At 37.1% G+C, this 21,037-nt stretch carries 17 protein-coding genes; 16 read left to right on the plus strand and 1 reads right to left on the minus strand.

Going from position 1 to position 21,037, the window contains the following annotated elements:
* Positions 1–62 precede the first annotated feature (62 nt).
* The 10 genes from RBQ61_RS08865 to typA all read left to right on the plus strand — a co-directional run bounded on the left by RBQ61_RS08865 (position 63) and on the right by typA (position 12,930).
* Complete coding sequence (locus tag RBQ61_RS08865; RefSeq protein WP_308136979.1) at positions 63–755, plus strand: response regulator transcription factor; 693 nt, start codon at positions 63–65, stop codon at positions 753–755.
* A complete protein-coding gene (locus tag RBQ61_RS08870) occupies positions 752–2,497 on the plus strand; it encodes an ATP-binding protein (protein WP_308136980.1) in 1,746 nt (581 codons plus the stop codon). Before RBQ61_RS08865 ends, RBQ61_RS08870 begins: the two co-directional genes overlap by 4 nt.
* Before the next feature lie 159 nt (positions 2,498–2,656).
* A complete protein-coding gene (locus RBQ61_RS08875) occupies positions 2,657–3,028 on the plus strand; it encodes a hypothetical protein (RefSeq protein WP_308136981.1) in 372 nt (123 codons plus the stop codon).
* Positions 3,029–3,052: 24 nt separating this feature from the next.
* Complete coding sequence (locus RBQ61_RS08880; RefSeq protein ID WP_308136982.1) at positions 3,053–4,735, plus strand: TolC family protein; 1,683 nt, start codon at positions 3,053–3,055, stop codon at positions 4,733–4,735.
* Positions 4,736–4,752: 17 nt separating this feature from the next.
* Positions 4,753–6,003, plus strand: coding sequence for an HlyD family secretion protein (locus tag RBQ61_RS08885; RefSeq protein ID WP_308136983.1), 1,251 nt, complete (start codon positions 4,753–4,755; stop codon positions 6,001–6,003).
* Positions 6,004–6,015: 12 nt separating this feature from the next.
* A complete protein-coding gene (locus tag RBQ61_RS08890) occupies positions 6,016–7,206 on the plus strand; it encodes an ABC transporter permease (protein WP_308136984.1) in 1,191 nt (396 codons plus the stop codon).
* Positions 7,160–8,308, plus strand: a complete 1,149-nt coding sequence (locus RBQ61_RS08895; RefSeq protein WP_308136985.1) for an ABC transporter permease — start codon at positions 7,160–7,162, stop codon at positions 8,306–8,308. The genes RBQ61_RS08890 and RBQ61_RS08895 overlap by 47 nt, the downstream gene beginning before the upstream one ends.
* Before the next feature lie 153 nt (positions 8,309–8,461).
* Complete coding sequence (trpS, locus tag RBQ61_RS08900) at positions 8,462–9,463, plus strand: tryptophan--tRNA ligase (protein WP_308136986.1); 1,002 nt, start codon at positions 8,462–8,464, stop codon at positions 9,461–9,463.
* A 17-nt stretch (positions 9,464–9,480) separates the two neighbouring features.
* Positions 9,481–10,656 (plus strand): amidohydrolase, encoded by a 1,176-nt coding sequence (locus tag RBQ61_RS08905; protein ID WP_308136987.1) that lies wholly within the window; start codon positions 9,481–9,483, stop codon positions 10,654–10,656.
* Between the two features lie 444 nt (positions 10,657–11,100).
* Positions 11,101–12,930, plus strand: coding sequence for a translational GTPase TypA (gene typA, locus RBQ61_RS08910; RefSeq protein WP_308140102.1), 1,830 nt, complete (start codon positions 11,101–11,103; stop codon positions 12,928–12,930).
* A 109-nt stretch (positions 12,931–13,039) separates the two neighbouring features.
* Here typA and RBQ61_RS08915 read toward each other — a convergent pair whose 3' ends face one another.
* Positions 13,040–13,519, minus strand: a complete 480-nt coding sequence (locus RBQ61_RS08915; protein WP_308136988.1) for an S-ribosylhomocysteine lyase — start codon at positions 13,517–13,519, stop codon at positions 13,040–13,042.
* A gap of 143 nt (positions 13,520–13,662) precedes the next feature.
* Between RBQ61_RS08915 and RBQ61_RS08920 the strand changes: the two genes are divergently transcribed.
* From RBQ61_RS08920 to oraE, 6 genes are all read left to right on the plus strand, one after another.
* The gene (locus RBQ61_RS08920) at positions 13,663–15,057 is read left to right on the plus strand and encodes a sigma-54-dependent Fis family transcriptional regulator (protein ID WP_308136989.1); all 1,395 of its coding nucleotides are present in this window, start codon (positions 13,663–13,665) and stop codon (positions 15,055–15,057) included.
* A 350-nt stretch (positions 15,058–15,407) separates the two neighbouring features.
* Positions 15,408–16,466, plus strand: a complete 1,059-nt coding sequence (gene ord, locus RBQ61_RS08925; protein WP_308136990.1) for a 2,4-diaminopentanoate dehydrogenase — start codon at positions 15,408–15,410, stop codon at positions 16,464–16,466.
* A 75-nt stretch (positions 16,467–16,541) separates the two neighbouring features.
* Positions 16,542–16,847: a 2-amino-4-oxopentanoate thiolase subunit OrtA gene (gene ortA, locus RBQ61_RS08930; protein ID WP_308136991.1), complete on the plus strand. Its 306-nt coding sequence runs from the start codon at positions 16,542–16,544 to the stop codon at positions 16,845–16,847.
* A complete protein-coding gene (ortB, locus tag RBQ61_RS08935) occupies positions 16,840–18,240 on the plus strand; it encodes a 2-amino-4-oxopentanoate thiolase subunit OrtB (protein WP_308136992.1) in 1,401 nt (466 codons plus the stop codon). Before ortA ends, ortB begins: the two co-directional genes overlap by 8 nt.
* A 240-nt stretch (positions 18,241–18,480) precedes the next feature.
* A complete protein-coding gene (locus RBQ61_RS08940; RefSeq protein ID WP_308136993.1) occupies positions 18,481–18,831 on the plus strand; it encodes an ornithine aminomutase subunit alpha in 351 nt (116 codons plus the stop codon).
* Between the two features lie 13 nt (positions 18,832–18,844).
* Positions 18,845–21,037 (plus strand): D-ornithine 4,5-aminomutase subunit OraE, encoded by a 2,193-nt coding sequence (gene oraE, locus RBQ61_RS08945; RefSeq protein ID WP_308136994.1) that lies wholly within the window; start codon positions 18,845–18,847, stop codon positions 21,035–21,037.

Below are 21,037 nucleotides of genomic sequence, written 5' to 3' on the forward strand. Positions count from 1 at the left end.
TATATTTTTGTGTTATACTTTTCATAGCATAGAGACAAAAATTATAAGAAGGAAGTTGACAGATGAGAGATACCAATATTTTGATATGTGATGATGATCCGGTGGTGCATGAATCTCTTAAAATATACTTAAAAAATGAGGGCTTTGCATGCATGTCGGCCTATGACGGAGAGAATGCCTTGATGCAGGTCAAAGATAACCGACCTGATTTGGTTGTGCTTGATATTATGATGCCAAAAATAAACGGGCTGGACGTATGCAAGGAAATAAGAAAATCAAGCACGGTGCCGATAATTATGCTGACTGCAAAGGGCGAGGAAATTGACAGGATTTTGGGCCTGGAGCTTGGAGCGGATGATTACATAGTAAAGCCTTTCAGCCCCAGGGAAGTAGTGGCCAGGATTAAGGCTGTAAGAAGAAGGATTACTGAAAATGCAGTAGAAGGAAAATCATTGACCCTTTTGTTTGGCGAAATGAAAGTAAGCATTAAAAAGTATCAGGTTACGTACAAGAATGAAGTTGTAATTTCAACGCCTAAGGAGGTTGAAATACTATACCTTCTTGCTTCTAATCCGGGACAAGTATTTTCAAGAGAGCAGATACTTGACAGAGTGTGGGGATATGAATATTACGGTGACACACGTACCGTTGATACACACATTAAGCGAATAAGATCAAAGCTGCCTCAGGATGGTACAAGCTGGAGTCTGCAGACAGTGTACGGAGTTGGATATAAATTCGAGGTGGAACAGTGAAAAATACAATAACCAGACGCCTTACAATCTTAATTTCACTGGCACTGATGATATCATCGGTGCTTGTAGCTTTTTTGGGTGCTGTAATGTCGGAAAGTATTAAAGTGGATAATATGGGGAAGCAGCTTATTCCGGCTCTTTCTCTTGTGGAACAGAACACTCTTAATTATATTGACGGAAATATTGACAGAAATACATATGAAAACATTATAATGAATTCCGTGGAGGAAAATAACAGACAATATATTATATTTAACTCTGACGGTACAATTCTTATAAACACAGGAGAAAAAACAGATAATACTACAGAAGAAAAAATAAATGATTCAATCAGTGAAATTTTAAAAAATAAAAAAACGGTTGTTAAATTATACGATTATCCGAATAATCCTTTGGTGCTTGTGGGGATACCGATTGTAAAGGAAAATCAAATTATTTGTGCCGCATTTGCTTTGGAGTGTGCAGCTGATTTCTTGCCTGACAGGATGCGTTTTATGAAGGCTGTGATTATTTCTTTGTTTATAGTTATTCCTTTTATTTCGGTTCTTTCATACATGGTTTTACAAAGAATAGTCAAACCTGTGAAGAATGTTGTAGAGGTGGCTCTTTCTATGACTGAGGGAGATTTTTCGATTCGGGCTGATGAAACTCTGAAAGGAGAAATAGGTTTTTTAGGAAGAACCTTAAATAAGATGTCTGTTGACTTGTACAGAAATGTATCACAGCTTTTTATAGAAAGAAACAGGCTTCAAAAAGTTTTGGACAGCCTTGAAGAGGGCATGATTGCAGTAGATGAAAATAAAAATATAACGCATTTCAACAAAGTGTTTTTGGACATGTTTAATTTAAAGGAGGATATAAAGGAAACGTGTGTGGATGACATAGAAATAATATCTGAGGATTTGACAGAACTTACACAGGTTATTGAGGGAAAATATTCTATCGTTAAAAATAGTACTGCTAATGGACGTATTATAAGAATAATAATAGCTTCAATAGAGGATGAGAAAAGCTCTGCAGTAGGTGCTGTTATATTGTTTAGAGATATTACTGAATTAGAAAAACTGGAAAGCATGAGAAAAAATTATGTGGCCAATGTATCTCATGAACTTCGTTCACCGCTGACATCTATAAGAGGGCTAATTGAGCCACTTATGGATTCCATTGTGACTGACGAAAAGGATATTAAAAGATATTATAATATAATTTATCAGGAGAGCCTGAGACTTTCAAGGCTTGTGGATGATATTATGGAATTGTCCAGGCTTCAGAACGATGGGGCGGTTATTGATAAAAGCAGGGTAGATTTAAAAGCTCTCTTGGAAATGGTATATGAAAGATACAGGCTGCATGACGAGGAAATCAGTCTTGTATATTCTGCAAGCCCAGTTCCAAAGGTTTATACCAATTATGACAGGATTGAGCAGGTCATGGTAATATTGCTGGATAATGCTTATAAATTTATAAAAAAAGGCGGAACTATAGAAATATCCACAAAGATAGCAGAAAAATATGTTGCGGTTTCAGTTGAAGATACTGGTGAAGGCATTTCACCTGATGACTTACCATATATTTTTGACAGATTTTATAAAAGTGACAAGTCACGTTCAAAAAAAGGTACAGGACTTGGCCTTTCCATTGCAAAAGAGATACTCAATATAATGGGTGAGAGCATAACGGTGGAAAGCACTGCCGGAAAGGGAAGTAAGTTTGAATTTACGGTACACACAGAAGAAATATAAATGAATAAATATCTGAGCATAAGCTGGGGCTTATGCTTTTTTTGTTAACATTATTTCCAAGTTGTTCACAATTGTTCAAATTCATACCATACTAAATACAAATATATAAATTATAATTACTTTAAAATTGTTTAGGGAATACAAATTGTGAGGTGTAAAATGCCTGATGAATTGAAGATCAAAACAACTTTAGTTTTTTTAGAGGCACAGTCAGAGGGGTGGGGGTTCCTGAACGAGGGCAGAAAAATTGCTGATGATACAAATACTCAATTGTACATAATAAATGTTCAGGAAAATTGCAAATGGGGAAGAAAGTTGAGCAGAGAGCTGGAAGATATGTTTACTCTTTCAGAGAAGCTTAACGCACAGATGCTCATATTTTTTTCTGATAATCCTATTGACATACTAAAAGATTGTATTGAGAGGTTCAATGTTATAAACATAATTCTGCCAAACGATAATACAGTTTTGAGCACCCTTGAAAAAAAATCTAAAGTTAATACAGACAGTGTTAAAGTATATGTTTTTTAGTAAAACAAGAAAGGAATGATGAATATGAAAAAAATTACGGCCTTTATATGCATTGCTTCTATATTGCTGTGTTCGTCAGTATATCCGGTATATGCTGCTGATAAAAACACGGATGATTCCAAAGACAGCACGGAAGTTACAGCACCATACAAGCTACCTGAGGATGAAGGAAAAGACAGTAAATCTTCTGAAGAAGATAGTGAGAATACTGATGAGGAAGAACCCAAGGAAAAAAATGTTGTTAATTTCACCGCTGAATCGGCAGTAGAATACGGGTTGGAGCATAACAAAACTATTGAAATATTGGATAATAAGATTAAGATTGCTGAGGTATTGTATCAAAATTCAAAGAAGAATGCCAAAGATCTTAAAGATGCCAAAAAAACCCTCAACGATGCAAACAATGAGCTTTTTGATAAACAGAAGGAGTTGGCAGAAGGAATAAGCAATCTAGATAAAGCGGAGGCGCTTCTTGGCAAAGGTATAGCTCCACAGTCAATACCATTTAAGGATCCTTTGGGAAATGCAATTGTTATTCCTGCAGGCTCTAATATAGTATCTGAGTTAGTTAAAAACGGATACCCTGAAAGCATGGCACAAAGCGTTGCTTCACAAATAATATCCGGTGTTGAAAATGAGCTGGAAGGATCAAAAGGTAAAATAAGCGAAGCTTCCACAGCACTGTCCGAAGCAAAGGAAACACTTGAATTAAAAAAAGAGCAGTTTAAGGATGTACTTAAAGATACCTCTGAAAAGCTTGATGTAAAGATGGATTACGGAAGTTTTATAACACTTGATGCAAATGATGCAAGTAAACTTATGATAGAAATGGGCGGAGTTAATCTTGATGTAACCAGGTATGCAAAAAGTATATACAAAAACCAGATAGCAATGCTTATAAATAAAAATTATTATGATGCATTGTACACAAAAAAATTTGCAGAACTTAAAGAAATTGCAATGAAACGCGGAGAAAAGCAGTACAATATTGTTAAACTGTCTTATGATAACGGAATGAAGGCGAAAGACGATCTTTTGCTAAGTAAAATGTATTATGACAGCACAGTTCTTCAATACGATCTGGCAATAGCTGATTATAATAATGCGGTTACAGAGTTGAAAAAAAATATGAATATTGATTTTGATACTGAAATAACACTGGCAGATGTGGATCCAAATAATGCAGAAGTTGAAAGCCTTGAGGAAGGAATAAAATCAGGGTTGACAAACAGGCTTGAAATACAGCAGGCTTTGGGGCAACTGGCTATATATCAGCTAAACGAAAAGCTGATTACATCAAGAGCTGAATATAGAACAAATTCCAGAGCAATTAAAGAGGCTAAACTGTTGAGGGAAGGTGCAGAGCTGCAGCTTGAACAGGTTAAAAAAACTGTGGAATCCGACATTGTGCAGTCTTATGAGACAATGACCGCATTGAATAAAATGCTGGAAGAATCAAAAGAACTTGTAGGCAATGCAGAGGAAGTTGTAAGAATTGCTAAGCTGAAGTATGAGCAGGGGTTTGGTGTAGAAAACTCTCTTTTAAAACAGATGAATCTTGAGGAGAGTTCCGGCACTGTGATTGAACTTATTGCGGCACAGGAAAAGCTGTCAGAGGTTGAGGCTCAGGTTGCTCAAATTAGATACAACAGCATAATGGCAAGAATAAAGTATCAAAATGATGCAGGAATTTTAATTTATAAATAAGAAAGGACGGAAAGCATATGAACAGATTTAAAGATACATTGAAAACTGTCTCCAATAAGGAGTGGATAAGTAGGAATATCAGAAAAATTGTTGTTTCTCTCGTGGTAATATGCTCAGCAATGATTATTACCGTAGGGGCGGTTCAGGTAAGTGCCGGCAGTATTGATAAGGATAAATCTCAAGGTATTGTATATGCCAAGGACGTAAGCCTAAACACAAAAATACCTGGGAGAATTGTGAAGTTTTATGTAGAAGAAGGACAGAAGATTAAGGCGGGGGATCCTATTGTAGAAATATCAAGTGAGGAGCTGCAGGCCAAAAAGGCGCAGCTGGAAGCGCAGATAGAGCAGGCACAGGCAGGTGTTGATGCATCGAAGGCATTGCTTGAAATGGCTCAGGGAAACTACAGTCTGTCTCAGGAGAGGGTAAAGCAAGCAGAGGCAGGGCTCAAGGCAAGTCAAAGTCAAAGAGATATGGCAAAGGCTGTAAGCGAAAAAGCCGAAAATGGTGCTAGAACGCAGGAAGTAGCTCAGGCTGAAAGTGCATATAATTTATGGAAATCTACATATGACAGAGCTAAGGTTCTTTATGAGGGAGGAGCTCTTACAAAGCAGAAGCTTGAAGAAATAAAAACACAGATGGATGTTTCAGAGCAGACTCTAAATATGGCAAAAGAAGGGGCAAGATCGGAAGATAAAAAAGCAGCCTTAGCACAGCTCTCAATGGCTGAGGCAGGAGTCCAGTCCAGCGCGTCATTGCTTAATCAGGCAAATGAAGCTTCAAACATTGCTCTTGCTCAGGTAAATCAGGCTCAGGCTGGGCTTACGGCGGCTCAGGGAAAGTTAGAGCAGGCTAAAGCAGGACAGCAGGAGGTAGAGGTATATCTGCAGGATACGCTTATAAAATCTCCTATTGACGGAACTGTTACAGCGTTAAATTCCGATGAGGGAGAGCTGGTATCTACAGGAACTTCCATAGGAACAGTTAGTAATTTGGATAAGTGCTGGGTGAGTGCAAATCTTGATGAATATAAGCTGAGCGATCTGTCGGAAGGACAGTCGGTAGATGTAAATCTTCCAGCTTACAAGGGGAAGAAATTTATAGGTAAAATAGTTACAATCAATAAGCAGCCGGATTTTGCCGTAAAAAAAGCTACATCGGAAAACGGAAATATTGATATTGTTTCATACGAAGTAAAAATTGAATTAGATAATCATGATGAGCTAATAAGACCCGGAATGACAGCTATCGTGGATTTTGCTGATTAGGATGTGTGTGCAATGATTTTTAAAAGCTTTAAAGACGAATATTATAGCTTTAGGAAAAATAAAATGAGCATTTTAGTGCTTCTGGTATTACCGTTGATCTTTGCTATAGTGCTGGGCTTAGAACTGTCGCATGAATTTATTGACAGCATTCCAATGGCAGTTATAGACTATGATAAATCCACATTTAGCATGCAGCTTACGGATGCCTTTGACAGCAATGAAATATTTAATGTTGTTTATCATCCGGCAAATGAAGATGAACTGGAATACCTTATGAAAAACAGCAAAGCAAGGGTAGGAATGATTATACCGAAGAATTTTTACAATGATATAGCCATGCTTAAATCTCCTACCGTAATGATGGTGTATGACGGAAGCCATATGTCCATTACAAGTGCCGCAAAAACAAAGGCTACCGAAATTCTATTGACATATAAAGCTGGAGCGGCAATTAAACAACTTACGGCAAGGCTGGATATGCCGTATGAAGAGGCATACAATATTGCTCAAGCAATAAAATTCAGTAATCAAACATTGTATAATCCAACAAAAAGTTTTGATAATTTCCTGTCTCCGATTTTGTTGGCAGGGTATGTACAGTCTGCTATAGCATTGGTGGCTGCAGTGGCTGTAGATCACGGTATATATAAAAAAAGAAGAAGCGAACGTTTGGGATATTCAACAGGCAAGACTATATTTTATACTATTTGCGGCACAATTGCTTTTATGATTAATATTGTTTTTCAGGTTGTGGTATTCCGCCTTCCTTTTGAAGGTAACATATTCTATGCGGTAATTTTATCCGCTGCCTTAAGCTTTTCAGTTTCTGCATTCTGCATTCTTATTTCTGCCCTGTTTGAGAACAGAATGATAGCCGTAGTTGCAGGAGCAGTTGTATTTATTCCTAATTCTGCAATGGCTGGAACTACATGGCCTCTATTGTCGATGCTTTCAGGATACAGGAGTTTTGCTGAATTTCTGCCCTTTACTCACTATGTAAGTAATATACGGTATTTATACCTTAAAGGGCTTTCAATAAATCAAATTTACGGAGATATAATTTATATGCTTATCTTTGGAGCGGTAATGTTGCTGCTGTCTGAAGGAGTTATGCTTATAGCGGAGCAAAAATCCGATTTCGGGGAGGTGAAGGCTTATGACTTATATGAACGCGATGAAAAGGGGATTTCGCTCAATATTTAAGCACAAGGGCATGATGATAATTGTTTTTATTGGTCCGATTTTTCTTACACTTCTTTTTGGAGGCATATATTACAATGATTATGTAAAAGATGTGCCTGTTGCTGTATTGGATGAAGACTGCACCAGCCTCAGCCGGCTTGTAAACAGTTATTTTATTACAAATGAAAGATTTCAGGTAACGAATTATCCCGAATCAAGACAAGAACTTCAGGAGCTCATTGACAACGGGGAAGTGCAAATGGGGTTATATATTCCGAAAGGTTTTGAAAGCAAGGTAGGAACGTATAAATCCTCTGAAATATTGGTCATTACAGACGGTTCAAATGTTGTTACGGCAAACAATGCTTTGGCCCAGGCTACTATGATAGTTCAATCAGTTTCAGCCGGAATTGAAATGAAGCTGATACAGGGTAAAGGTGTTTTGCCTGCTGTGGCTGAAAACATGGCTCTCGTATATAACATTGGCGAAAGAATTTTATTCGACCCTAAAATGACCTACATGAATTACCTTATGATTTGTTTCCTGGCAATATTCATTCAGCAGCTTATGCTTGCTGCCATGGGAGGTTCTTTTTTCAGAGAGAGCGAATACATAACACATGGAGATACTGCTAAAAAGGTACTGGGAATAGTAAGCTCATGTTTTATAGCAATGATACCGGCGTTGATTGCAAGTATTTTGATTCTTAAAATGCTTTTCCATGTTCCGTTTACCGGGAACATGCTTACGGTTGTTATAATGACACTTTGCTTTATATTGGCGCTTACAGGGCCGTCTCTGATTATGTTGTCATTAACAAAGGACAGGATTAAATATTCACAGCTTGAATTTATGCTGTCGCTGCCCACATTTGCAACTGCTGGATGTGTGTGGCCTGTAGAGCAGATGCCGTGGATTTTAGCAGTGATAATGAAAATATCCTGGCCTTTGATATATTATGCAAAAACAGTGCAGGAGGTAATTATAAAAGGGATGGGATTCATTACTGTTCTTCCAAACATTATAAGTCTTTTACTGTTTTCTGCAATTTGGTTTCCATTAGGTATTCATTTATATAAAAAATCATTTACGCTCACATATTCTGATACCATACAGCAGTAATGAATGTCTGCAGACCGTGAAAAATCCATTTTTTCGCGGTCTTTCAGTACATTGACAAATAAAATTGATTGTAGTATAATCAAAAAAATCAGACTTTTTAGGGCTTTCTCGTCTTATGTGCTGGAAGGTTCTTTTTAATATATGGAGGTTACAATGGAGAATAAAAAGGTTATATTCAGCGGTATGCAGCCATCAGGATCACTTACGCTGGGAAATTATCTTGGGGCATTAAAAAACTGGGTAAAGCTTCAGGGCGAATATGACAGCTATTACTGTGTAGTAGATATGCATGCCATTACAGTTCCAAAGGAACCCAAGAATTTGAGAAAAAACACACTGGAGGTACTTGCTAATTATATTGCAGCAGGCTTGGATCCAGACCAGGTTACTTTGTTTATACAATCCCATGTATCTGCTCATGCGGAGCTGTCATGGGTTTTAAACTGCTTAACATACTTCGGTGAGCTGGGGAGAATGACGCAGTTCAAAGATAAGTCACAAAAACTTGACAACAATTCAATTCCAGCCGGGTTATTTACATATCCTGTCCTTATGGCGGCAGATATACTCTTATATCAGGCTGATCTAGTTCCTGTTGGAGAGGATCAGAGACAACATCTTGAAATTACAAGAGACATTGCTCAAAGGTTTAATAATCGCTTCAGCGAAACGTTCAAAGTTCCGGATGCATTTATATCTAAGGACGGAGCAAAAATAATGAGTCTTCAGGATCCCACCAGCAAAATGTCAAAATCAGATCCAAATGAAAATTCATATATAATTTTAATGGACGATCCTGATGCGGTCAGAAGAAAGCTTAAAAGGGCAGTAACAGATTCTGAGGGCGTTGTAAGGTACGACAATAACCAGCCCGGCGTTAAAAACTTGATAAATATATATTCTAAAATAACCGGTAAATCATCCGATGAAATAGTATCTCTTTATGATGGAAAGGGCTATGCCCAATTCAAGGAGGACGTTGCAGAGATAATAATCGGAGAGCTTAAACCTCTTCAGGATAAAATTGATTACTTGCTGAAGAACAAAGATTATCTGGAAAGAATTTATGTAAAAGGCGCTGAAAAAGCTGAGGTAGTAGCAAGAAAGACATTGAGAAAGGTTTATAAAAAGGTAGGCTTTATTCCAAGATATTAATTCATAACGGAGGACACATGATTGTAATTAAAAACGGCTATATAAAAACTATGGCAGGTAAAGATATAGAAAACGGACAAATAATTATTGAAGAAGGAAAGATAAAGGCTGTTGGCAAGGAACTGGAGATACCAGATGATGCAGAGGTAATAGACGCAGGAGGGCTAATAGTTTCTCCTGGTTTTGTTGATGGTCACTGTCACATAGGCATGTGGGAAGAGGGCATAGGTTTTGAAGGATCAGATGGCAATGAAGATACGGAACCCATAACTCCACAGCTGAGAGCAATTGATGCAATAAACCCCATGGACCAAGGGTTCACGGATGCAATTGAAGGTGGAGTAACAACAGCGATAACAGGACCGGGAAGTGCTAATGTAATAGGCGGAACATTTTTGGCTATGAAGACATACGGCAAAAGAGTGGACGATATGGTTATAAAAGATCCTGTTGCCATGAAAATTGCTTTTGGCGAAAACCCAAAAAGGGTATATGATGAACAGCACAAGTCTCCTGTAACTCGAATGGCCATAGCTGCATTGCTCAGGGAAACGCTGTACGAGGCAAAGGAATATAAGGAAGATTTGGATGCTTCTGTTGAAGATCCTGACAAAAAGCCAGATTTTGATCTTAAGCTTGATGCTCTACTGCCTGTTATGAGAAAAGAGATTCCTTTGAAGGCGCATGCTCACAGGGCGGATGACATATTTACGGCACTTAGGATTGCCAAAGAATTTGATTTAGACATTACTTTAGATCATTGCACGGAAGGACATTTAATTGCCGAAGAATTGAAGGAAGCAGGCAAGAGTTGCTTTATTGGGCCAACTTTTGGGTCCAGAACAAAGTATGAACTTAAGAATAAAAGCTTCGAAACACCTAAAGTATTATATGATTCAGGAATAAAAATTGCAATTATAACAGATTCAAATGTTATACCCATTCAACACATACCTATGTGTGCAGGCATGGCAGTGAAGGCCGGACTTCCGGAAGAAGAAGGATGGAGATCAATAACAATAAATCCAGCTGAAATTACCGGAATAGCTGACAGAGTTGGAAGCATCAAGGCAGGTAAGGATGCGGATATAGCAATATTTAAAGGCAATCCTTTATTGGATGTTGATTATGAAACTGTAATGACCATAATAGACGGCAGAATTGTTTATAAAAACGAAAAGGTAATAGCTTAGCTATCAGCTATACATTTTGACGTTCTATTATGCAATAAACAAGTATAAACCTATTGCATATGGGTATATAAAATATTGAATTAAATTAAATGTAGTTTTGTAGAACAATCAGCTTGTATTATTATCAAATAATTGATATAATGATAATTGGTTATCCCCCCCGATAACTAAAAATATTCCCAATACCCCTTTAAGCATTTTTAATGCTTAACAAAAAGGCCGAAAGGCCTTTTTGTGTTTATCAATTCGTAAAATTCAATAAATATATTTATTAATTAAGGGAGACAAACTATGTGTGAGGATTAAATTTAATGGCGGTGCTATAGAATTCTCAGCTAGTTATTTGCAAGTTATTGAATTATTTATTAAAATTTGTGTAATATATGAAAAAAAACTTGCAAAATGTCTTTAGAAAGAATAAACTTATCAGTGGAAAAAAAGAGGATGGTAAATATGAAAAATAAGATAATAAATATAGCGGTAATAGCCCACGTAGATGCGGGAAAATCAACATTAGTAGATGCATTTCTTCAACAAAGCGGCGTTTTTAGAGAAAACCAGGAAATGGTAGATCAAGTAATGGATTCTAACGCAATTGAACGTGAACGAGGAATAACTATTTATTCAAAAAACTGCTCAGTAATGCATGGAGATTATAAAATTAATATTGTGGATACGCCAGGGCATGCGGATTTCTCATCAGAGGTTGAGCGTATTATGAAGACTGTGGATACAGTTATTCTGCTGGTTGACTCAATAGAAGGCCCTATGCCACAAACTAGATTTGTTCTTCAAAAGTCACTGGCAATAGGTCTGAAACCTATTCTGCTTATTAACAAAATAGACAAGAAAAACAATAGAGCAGAAGAAGTTGTAGACATGGTATTTGACTTATTTGTTGAGTTGAATGCCACTGATGAACAGCTTGACTTTCCTATATTGTACGGAATAGCAAAACAAGGCATTGTTCAGTACGAACTGGATCAGCCCAGCGACAGCATAAAACCATTGTTCGAAACAATAATAAATCACGTTGCGCCGTATCCTGACAGAGATGGAGAAGATTTGCAAATGCAGATATCTTCACTTGCGTATGATGAATATATAGGAAGACTTGGAATAGGAAGAGTTACAGCCGGGACAATCAAAGAGGGCCAGACTGTATCTGTGGCAAAGCATGACGGATCTGTAGAAAAGCAAAAGGTATCAAATATATTTATATACCAAGGCCTTAGCAGAATAAGCGTAAAAGAAGCTTCAAGCGGCGAAATAGTAGTAGTGGCAGGAGTCCCAAACATTTCCATAGGCGATACGATATGTACAGAAAACAAAGTAAAACCCATGGAGACAATCAAAATAGAAGAGCCGACACTTTCAATGAATTTTTTGATAAACACATCTCCATTTGTTGGATTGTCAGGCAAGTATGTGACTACAAGACATCTTAAAGCAAGGCTTGAAAAGGAGCTTGAGGTAAATGTAGGGTTAAGGGTTGAACCGTTGGAAGATGCTGTAGACGGTTACAAGGTATCAGGAAGAGGAGAGCTTCATATTTCAATCCTCCTTGAAAACATGAGAAGAGAAGGCTATGAAGTTGCGGTTTCACGTCCTGAAGTAATACTGAGAAAAATTGATGGCGTTACCATGGAGCCTATTGAAAGAGTATTTGTAAATGTTCCTGAAATATATTCAGGTTCAGTAATTTCAAAGCTTAATGTAAGAAAAGGAATGATGGTATCCATGACTCCAGACGGAAATTATGTAAGGATTGAGTACATGGTTCCTACAAGAGGACTTCTGGGTTACAGAACAGAGCTGATAAATGATACCAGAGGCGAAGGTACAATGGTAAGGAGCTTTGACCATTACGAGAAATACAAAGGAGAAATTCCTCAAAGAATTAACGGAGTGCTTATTTCAAACGACGAAGGTGAAGCAATTGCATATTCTTTAAATAACCTTGAAAGCAGGGGAACATTGTTCATCAGTGCCGGTGAAAAGGTGTATGAAGGAATGATTATTGGTATGTGTGCAAGAGGAGAGGATATAACCGTAAATCCGTGCAAGGCTAAAAAACAGTCCAATACAAGATCTTCATCAGCGGATGATTCAATAAAATTATCACCTCCAAGAATCATGACATTGGAATCGGCGTTGGAATTTATTAATGATGATGAGCTTGTGGAAGTAACTCCTGACAATATAAGATTAAGAAAAAGACATCTTACTGAAATGGACAGAAGGAAACACGCGAACAGATTGAAGACACAATAATATATTTAATAAAAATGGAAGAGCAGCTGCTCTTCCATTTCTTAACTGATAGTGACATTCAATATGGAAACTATTTTCAATTTTTTCTTCTTGGTAATTACACATTTAACTATTTCGAATAAATTAAATTTTCGTCCCTTAAATTTAACAAAACTTCATTGTAAAATTTGGATGCTTCATACTTTGCCATTGGCAGGTTCATATCGAGGTAGTTTCCGCAGGAGCGTGCATCTGCTCCGGGAATTTCTCCTTCATAATCTTTAATGAACTTAAACATTTCTTTTATTATATCAACAACATCTATTGATTTTAAGTCTCCTTTAAAAATAACATAAAATCCTGTTCTGCATCCCATTGGCCCAAAATACACTGTTTGCTTGTCATAAACCGCATGATTCCTTAGAAATGTTGCTCCCAGATGTTCTATTGCATGCAACTCTGCTGTGTTGATTACAGGTTCATTATTGGGTTCCTTCATTCTTATGTCAAATGTAGTTACAGCTGAATCATTCACAGCATCTTTTCTTGAAACGTATATTCCTCTTTTTAATTTCAGATGATTTACCTGAAAACTTTCAATTTTTTTCATTTGTACTCCTTTATAAAAAATATATATTTTGACTATATTTATATTAATTTAATTTTACAACAATTAGATTGGTATGTAAACTTATATGATTGTAAAAAATATATCACCGTGATATAATGACATAATAGTAAAAGGAGAGTAGTATGAAGGCTAAAGAATATTTGTTTATAATGCAAAAAATTTTGCACTATACAGATGAAGGTGTTCATGTTTTGGATAATAGTGGCAATACAATAATATATAACGAAGCAATGTCTAAGCTTGAAAAAATGGAAACCAAGGAAGTAATGAAAAAACCCTTCGGAGAAGTGTTCAAAAATCTGGATGTAGATAACAGCACACTGCTTAAGGCGCTTAACTCTCGTGTTACTACGTCGGATCTTAAGCAAACTTATCTTAACAAGGACGGAAGAGAAATAACAACTATCAATACAACATTTCCGGTTGTAATTAATGACGAAGTTATTGCAGTTGTTGAAGTAGCTAAAAACATAACAAAAATGACCGAAATGTCTCATACTATCTTAAAGCTACAAAATGAAATCGGCAAGCCGGAAACCGCTAAAACTAAAAGAATCAGGAAGTATAATTTTAATAATATAGTTGGGAGCAGCAACAATTTCATTAACGTAATAGAGAAGGCAAAAAAAGCATCAAAAAATTCGGCTTCGGTATTCATATTCGGAGAAACAGGCACTGGTAAGGAGCTCATAGCTCAGAGCATCCACTATGAAGGCGTTAGAAAGGATAAACCTTTTATAGCGCAGAATTGCGCAGCTCTTCCAGAGTCATTGCTTGAGGGGCTTTTGTTTGGTACGTCTAAAGGAGGATTTACCGGCGCTATGGACAGGTCTGGGCTTTTTGAGCAGGCTAACGGTGGCACATTGTTGCTTGATGAGATAAATTCAATGCCGTATGAACTTCAGGCTAAACTTTTAAGAGTTTTGCAGGAAAATTACATCAGAAGAGTTGGTGGTACAAGAGATATACCAATAGATGTAAGAATAATTTCCACTAGCAATGAACCACCGGAAGTAATATTGAAAAATGGCAAAATAAGAAAGGACTTGTTTTACAGATTAAATGTAATTCAGCTGAATGTTCCGCCACTTCGTCAACGCAAGGATGACATTATGATGCTTGTAAATATGTTTATTCACAAATACAATGACAGGTTAAATAAAGAAATATTGTCTATAGAGAAGGACGCACAGGAAAATCTTTTGAAATATAACTATCCCGGCAATGTCAGGGAACTTGAAAATATTGTTATGGCTGCTATAAGCATGACAGATGATAATGAAAGAATATTGAAGCTAAACCACTTTAATGTGCTTGATGCAGATAGAGAGTATTCGAATGTTGATCACGAAATGGATGATGAGGGCATCGATGAATACTTAAGTAACTTGGAAAAATGTATAATTGAAAAAGCTTTGAGAAATAACAACAATAATATAACAAAAGCAGCTGAGGCGTTGAAAATTAAGCGGCAAACGCTTCAACATAAAATAAAGAAATATGAAATAATGCAATAAATAGCAAATATGTTTGCGCTAAACGCAAAAATATTTGCTATTTTTGCGTTTTTTTATTTTGAAAATGGTATTTTTATGTAATTTATACATATGTATAAATTTATTACTTTTACTGGTAAATGATTTTTTTTCATTGGAATATAAACGCTACAAAGCGTTGTGAAAGCATTAAAACAAATATTTTATTTATTTTAGAAAATGTTTGGCATAGTTATTGCTAAATATATAGTTAAGGGAGTCAGGGGTATATGAAGTGTTAAAGTTGTAAATAATAAATATGCTTTAACTTTTATGTTTGATGCGGCGTGACCGCAACTATAATATATCTATTTAAATAAGGAGGATTCAAAATGCAGAATGTAAAAGTAATTATTTGGGGCCTTGGAGCAATGGGTTCTGGTATGGCTAAAATGTTATTAAACAAAAAAGGTGTTGATATCGTAGGTGCAGTAGGCAGAGGAGCAAAAATCGGTAAAAGCATGTATGAAATAATAGGAGTTGAAAAAGGAGACAGACCGGAAGTTTTAATAGGCTCTCCTGAAGATGTTATCAAGGAAAAGGCTGCAGACGTTGTTTTGTGCTGTACTGACTCTTATACCAAAGTTGCTTTCGAAAGACTTAAATTTGTTTTAGAAAGAAAAATTAACGTTGTATCGAGTGCTGAAGAAATGTCATACCCACAGGCTCAATCTCCTGAGCATGCTAAGAAATTAGATGAAATAGCAAAAGCAAACGGAGTTTCAATACTTGGTACAGGAATTAACCCTGGCTTAATTATGGACCTGCTTGTTGTTGTTATGACAGGTTGCTGTGAATCAGTTGACCACGTAATTTCAAGAAGAGTTAACAGCTTGTCTCCGTTTGGACCAACTGTTATGCAGGAACAAGGTATAGGAATCACAGCTGATGAATTCAATAAAGGCGTTGAAACAGGTCACTTAGCAGGGCATGTAGGATTCCATGAATCAATTAGTATGATTGCTGATGCTATAGGTTGGAAAGTAGACAAAATAACTACTTCAATGGAACCTATAGTTACAGATGTTGATAGAAAATCTCCTTATGGCTTTGCAGCAGCTGGAAATGTTGCTGGCGTTGCAATGAAAGGTTTTGGATACGTTGACGGAGAATTAAAACTTGAGATGGATCATCCACAGCAGATTGAGCCAGAACAGGTTGGAGTACAGACAGGTGATTATGTAATAATTAAGGGAACACCAAATATTAACATGGTAAATTCACCTGAAGTTCCAGGAGGAATAGGTACAATTGCAATGTGCGTAAACATGATACCTCAGATAATCAATGCAAAACCAGGATTAAGATCAATGATTGATCTGCCTGTTCCAAGAGCTATTATGGGTGATATGAGAGATTTAATAGATCCTGAATGCAAAATAGTTAAATAATTGTTAACAGAATAAAAAGTATAATCGATACTTATGTATGTTAAGAAATAAAATAATAAATAAGGAAGTGCAATAATGATTAAAAAAGGCGAATGGGTTTTAATACACAGAAATATATTAGAACCGTCACAAAGAGCACCTCAGGCTCCAGATGATACTAAAAAAGTTCCTCTGGAAATGTGGGTTAAAGGATATCTGCAAGATGACGCAAATGTAGGCGATGAAGTAACAGTTATTACAAGGACAAAACGTACAGAAAAAGGAACTTTGCTGGAAGCAAATCCGTACTATAAACATGACTTTGGCACATTTGTTCCTGAGCTAATGAAAATCAGCGATCAAGTGAAAGATATTTTATTTGGAGGTGCTGACAATGAGTAAGGATATGAGCTATTCAGCGGTAATGAGCAGAAGGCCTGAGATAATGAAGCAGGCAGCAGGACTTGATTTCTCTGTATTTGAGAGCGGTTCTATAGCTTTTGACTACGAAAGAATGATGAGAGAGGCAGGATTTTCAATTGAAGAAATTCAAAAAATCCAATCAGATCACGGCGTTGGAAATACTCCCATAATAGAACTGAGAAATCTTACAGCATTAGCAAGAAAAATGGCACCGGCAGGAAAAGGCGCTAGAATATTTATAAAAGATGAAGCAGCAAATGCATCTGGTAGCTTTAAAGCAAGAAGAGCATCTACAGCAGTATATCAGGCATGGAAACTTGGATATAAAGGTGTTGTTTCAGCAACAAGCGGTAACTATGGTGCAGCAGTTGCATCACAGGCTGCAATGTATGGATTGAAATGTATAGTAGTTCAGGAGTGCTATGATTCTAAAGGAATTGGACAGCCTGAAATAATTGAAAAAGCTAGAAAATGTGAAGCACTGGGCGCAGAAGTAGTACAACTTACTGTAGGACCTGAATTATTCTACACATTCTTGGCTATACTTGAAGAAACAGGATATTTCAATGCATCACTTTATACACCATTTGCAATCGCAGGCGTTGAAACATTGGGATATGAAATAGCAATGCAGTTTAGAGAAAAGCACGGCAAGGACCCAGATGTGGTAGTTTGCACAAATGCCGGCGGAGGAAACTTGACTGGTACTGCAAGAGGGTTGAAAAAAGCAGGAGCTGAATCAAAAATAGTTGCAGCAAGTGTTGACTTGTCAGGATTGCATATGGCTTCTGACAGTCAGTTTAATAGAAAGTCATTTACAACTGGACATACAGGGTTTGGAATGCCATTTACAACATGGCCAGACAGATCAGATGTTCCTCGTTCAGCTGCAAGACCGTTAAGATACATGGATAGATATTTAACAATTCGTCAAGGCGAAGTATTTTATATAACCGAAGTTCTTGCAAGTCTTGAAGGACTGGAAAAAGGGCCTGCAGGAAATACTGCATTAACAGCTGCATTCTCTCTGGCACAGGAATTAGATCAGGATCAGATGATAGTTGTACAGGAAACTGAATACACTGGAGCAGGAAAGCATATACAGCCACAGCTTTCATTTGCAAGACAAAACGGAATAGAAGTAAAATTCGGGGATCCTAAAGATGAAGTTCCGGGTAAAAATATAATTCTTCCTTCACATCCGTCATTGATTAAAGCAAATGATGCAGACTTAGAACACATGAGAAAATCTCTTATTAAAAATGCTTTGAAAAACTATGATGTTGTACCAAATGATGCAGATATTGAGTTCCTTGCAGAGGAAACAAAGACAGATAAAGATTACGTAAAGAAAGTATTAGAGACTTTATAAGAAAAAAGCAATTAATTTAAGGCGTATGCAAATACGCCTTAGGCTGTTAAAAAAGAATGTAGCTTTTGATGAAAAAACGAACCGTTTCGTTTCCGCCAGGTATATACGTATTTTACAGTACTTACGGATAGATTATGGTGTCTCGCAGGACGAATTATACGGGCAAACAGATTGATACTTTGATATTGATCTGATTCATATGTTAATGCATATGTTCAAATTATTTGATGGAGGAAAAATATGAAAAGAGCCGACGATTATGAACAAAGAAGAGCTCATCTTGCGAATCTTTCAGATGAGGAATTATATGAAAGATTTTGGAATTTGGCAGATAAAGTAGTTGACCCGCTGCTGGAATTAGGAAAGAAAAATACAACCCCTTCTGTTGAAAGAAGTGTTTTGTTAAGAATGGGATTCTCAAGTCTTGAAGTTAAGCCTATTGTAGAAGGTGTTATGAACAAAGGGCTTATGGGCAAGGGTGCTGGAAACGTTGTTTGGAGATTATCTCAAAAACTGGGATGCTCAGTTCGTGAAGCAGGTTTAGAGCTTGCAAACGGAAGACATTGGGACGACGTAGAATCATTATTTTAAGGAGGGGAAGTAGATGAAGCTAGATCCTAACAAGAAGATAGATATTAAAGAATTATTGAAAGACTTAGATAAATATGAGCCTAGAAGACGCGGATGGCATTGGAGAGATAAAAGAAATGAAAAAAGGACAGTAGGAGATTTCGAATATCACGAAACATCCGAAGGCCTGAAGAATTCTGTTCCGCTGCCTGGCAGCAGAGGTTTCGGATATATAGACCCTCAGCCTGATTGCGTTATAACTACGGAAATTGCTTCAGGAAGATTTGAAGATGATATAAGAAGAATGCGTATGGCTGCATGGCACGGTGCTGATCATCTAATGGTTATCAGAACAGCAGGACAGTCACATATAGATTCACTGCTGGAAGGAACAAACCAGGGTATAGGCGGTATCATGGTAACTAGAAAGCAGGTAAGAGCAAGCAGAAAAGCATGCGATTTGATTGAAGATGAAGTAGGGCGCCCTATTAATTTCCATTCATATATTTCAGGAGTCGCAGGTCCTGATATTGCGGTTATGTTTGCTGAAGAAGGAGTTAACGGTGCACACCAGGACCCTCAGTACAATGTTCTGTACAGAAATGTAAACATGGTAAGAAGCTTTGTTGACGCATGTGAGGCAAAGAAAATAATGGCTTGGTCTGATATGCTTCAAATAGATGGAGCGCACAATGCAAATGCAACTGCTATGAAAGCATGGAAAGTAATGCCTGAATTAATGGTTCAGCATGCTATTAACTCAATATTCTCAAGAAAAGTAGGTATTAAGCCTGAAAATATAGCATTGTCTACAGTACCGCCGACTGCTCCTCCGGCACCGTGTATGAGACTGGATCTTCCGTATGCTGTGGCACTGCGTGATTTCTTCAGAGAATACAAGATGAGAGCTCAGCAAAATACGAAATATATGGAATCAGATACTCGTGAGGCGGCTGTTACTCACACGATGAACATGATGATATCAAGATTAACAAGTGCAGATATCCAGTCGACAATAACTCCTGACGAAGGAAGAAACGTTCCTTGGCATTATAACAATATTGCAGGTGTTATGACTGCAAAACAGTCTCTTACAGGTATGGACGGCTTAAGAGAAATGGTTAAGTTGGACAGAGAAGGACCGTTGGGAGATAAGGTTCGTGAACTTAAGGAGAGAGCAGTATTGTTCATGGAAGAAATCCTTGAGGTAGGCGGATTCTTTAAAGCAGTTGAACAAGGATTCTTTGTTGACAGCGGTGAGTATCCTGAAAGAAACGGAGACGGTATTGCCAGAGAAATTGAAGGCGGAATAGGATACGGCTTTGTTTATGAAAGAGATGAGGATTATTTTGCTCCAGTATCTGTTCACTATGGGTACAATAACATTCCTAAGCAATTTAAGAGCGCAAGTGAAGCAATAGGCGGAGACACATTTGAAGACCGCTCTAAAATTCAATATATAGATGAGCTGGATGAAAATGACAATGTTAATGTAAGACTTAAAGAAGTTGAAAAATACTATGATACAAATCTTGTTAAACCTGAAGTTGAATGGAGAGCTGATGGAACTGTGCTTCTTTCTATATTCCTGCCTTTGGATGAAAGGACGGCTGAGTTTGCTGCAATGAAGTGTGGAGAAAAAATGGGACTTGAAGATGTAACTGTTGTACACAAGCAATGCATGCATCCTTCAGAAGGAACATATTGCGAAGTTAAAGGAAGAGTAAACTTCGATATAGATATAAATGAACTTGTAATTCCGGAAAAACCTGAAGTGCTTTCAGAGCAGGAAATAAGAGATGACATTCAGGAAAAACCGATGTTTATAGTTGCTGCAACAGTCGGAGAAGATGAGCATTCCGTAGGTTTGAAGGAAACTCTCGATATCAAGCACGGTGGAATTGAGAAATTTGGAATCAAGTATGAATATCTTGGAACATCATGCCCGGTTGAGAAACTTGTGGATGCCGCAATAGAAACTAATGCTGATGCAATATTGTTAAGTACAATAATAACTCATGACGATGTTCACATTAAGAACATGAAGAAGATTCATGACTTGTGCATAGAAAAAGGTATCAGAGAAAAAGTTATGATAATTTGCGGAGGAACTCAGGTAACAAATGAAATAGCTTTGGAAGCCGGACTTGATGCAGGATTTGGAAGAGGAACACACGGTATAGATGTTGCAAGTTTCTTAGTAAAAAGAAGAAGGGAAATGAATTAA

The sequence above is a fragment of the Sedimentibacter sp. MB35-C1 genome (assembly GCF_030913635.1).
Lineage (GTDB): Bacteria > Bacillota > Clostridia > Tissierellales > Sedimentibacteraceae > Sedimentibacter.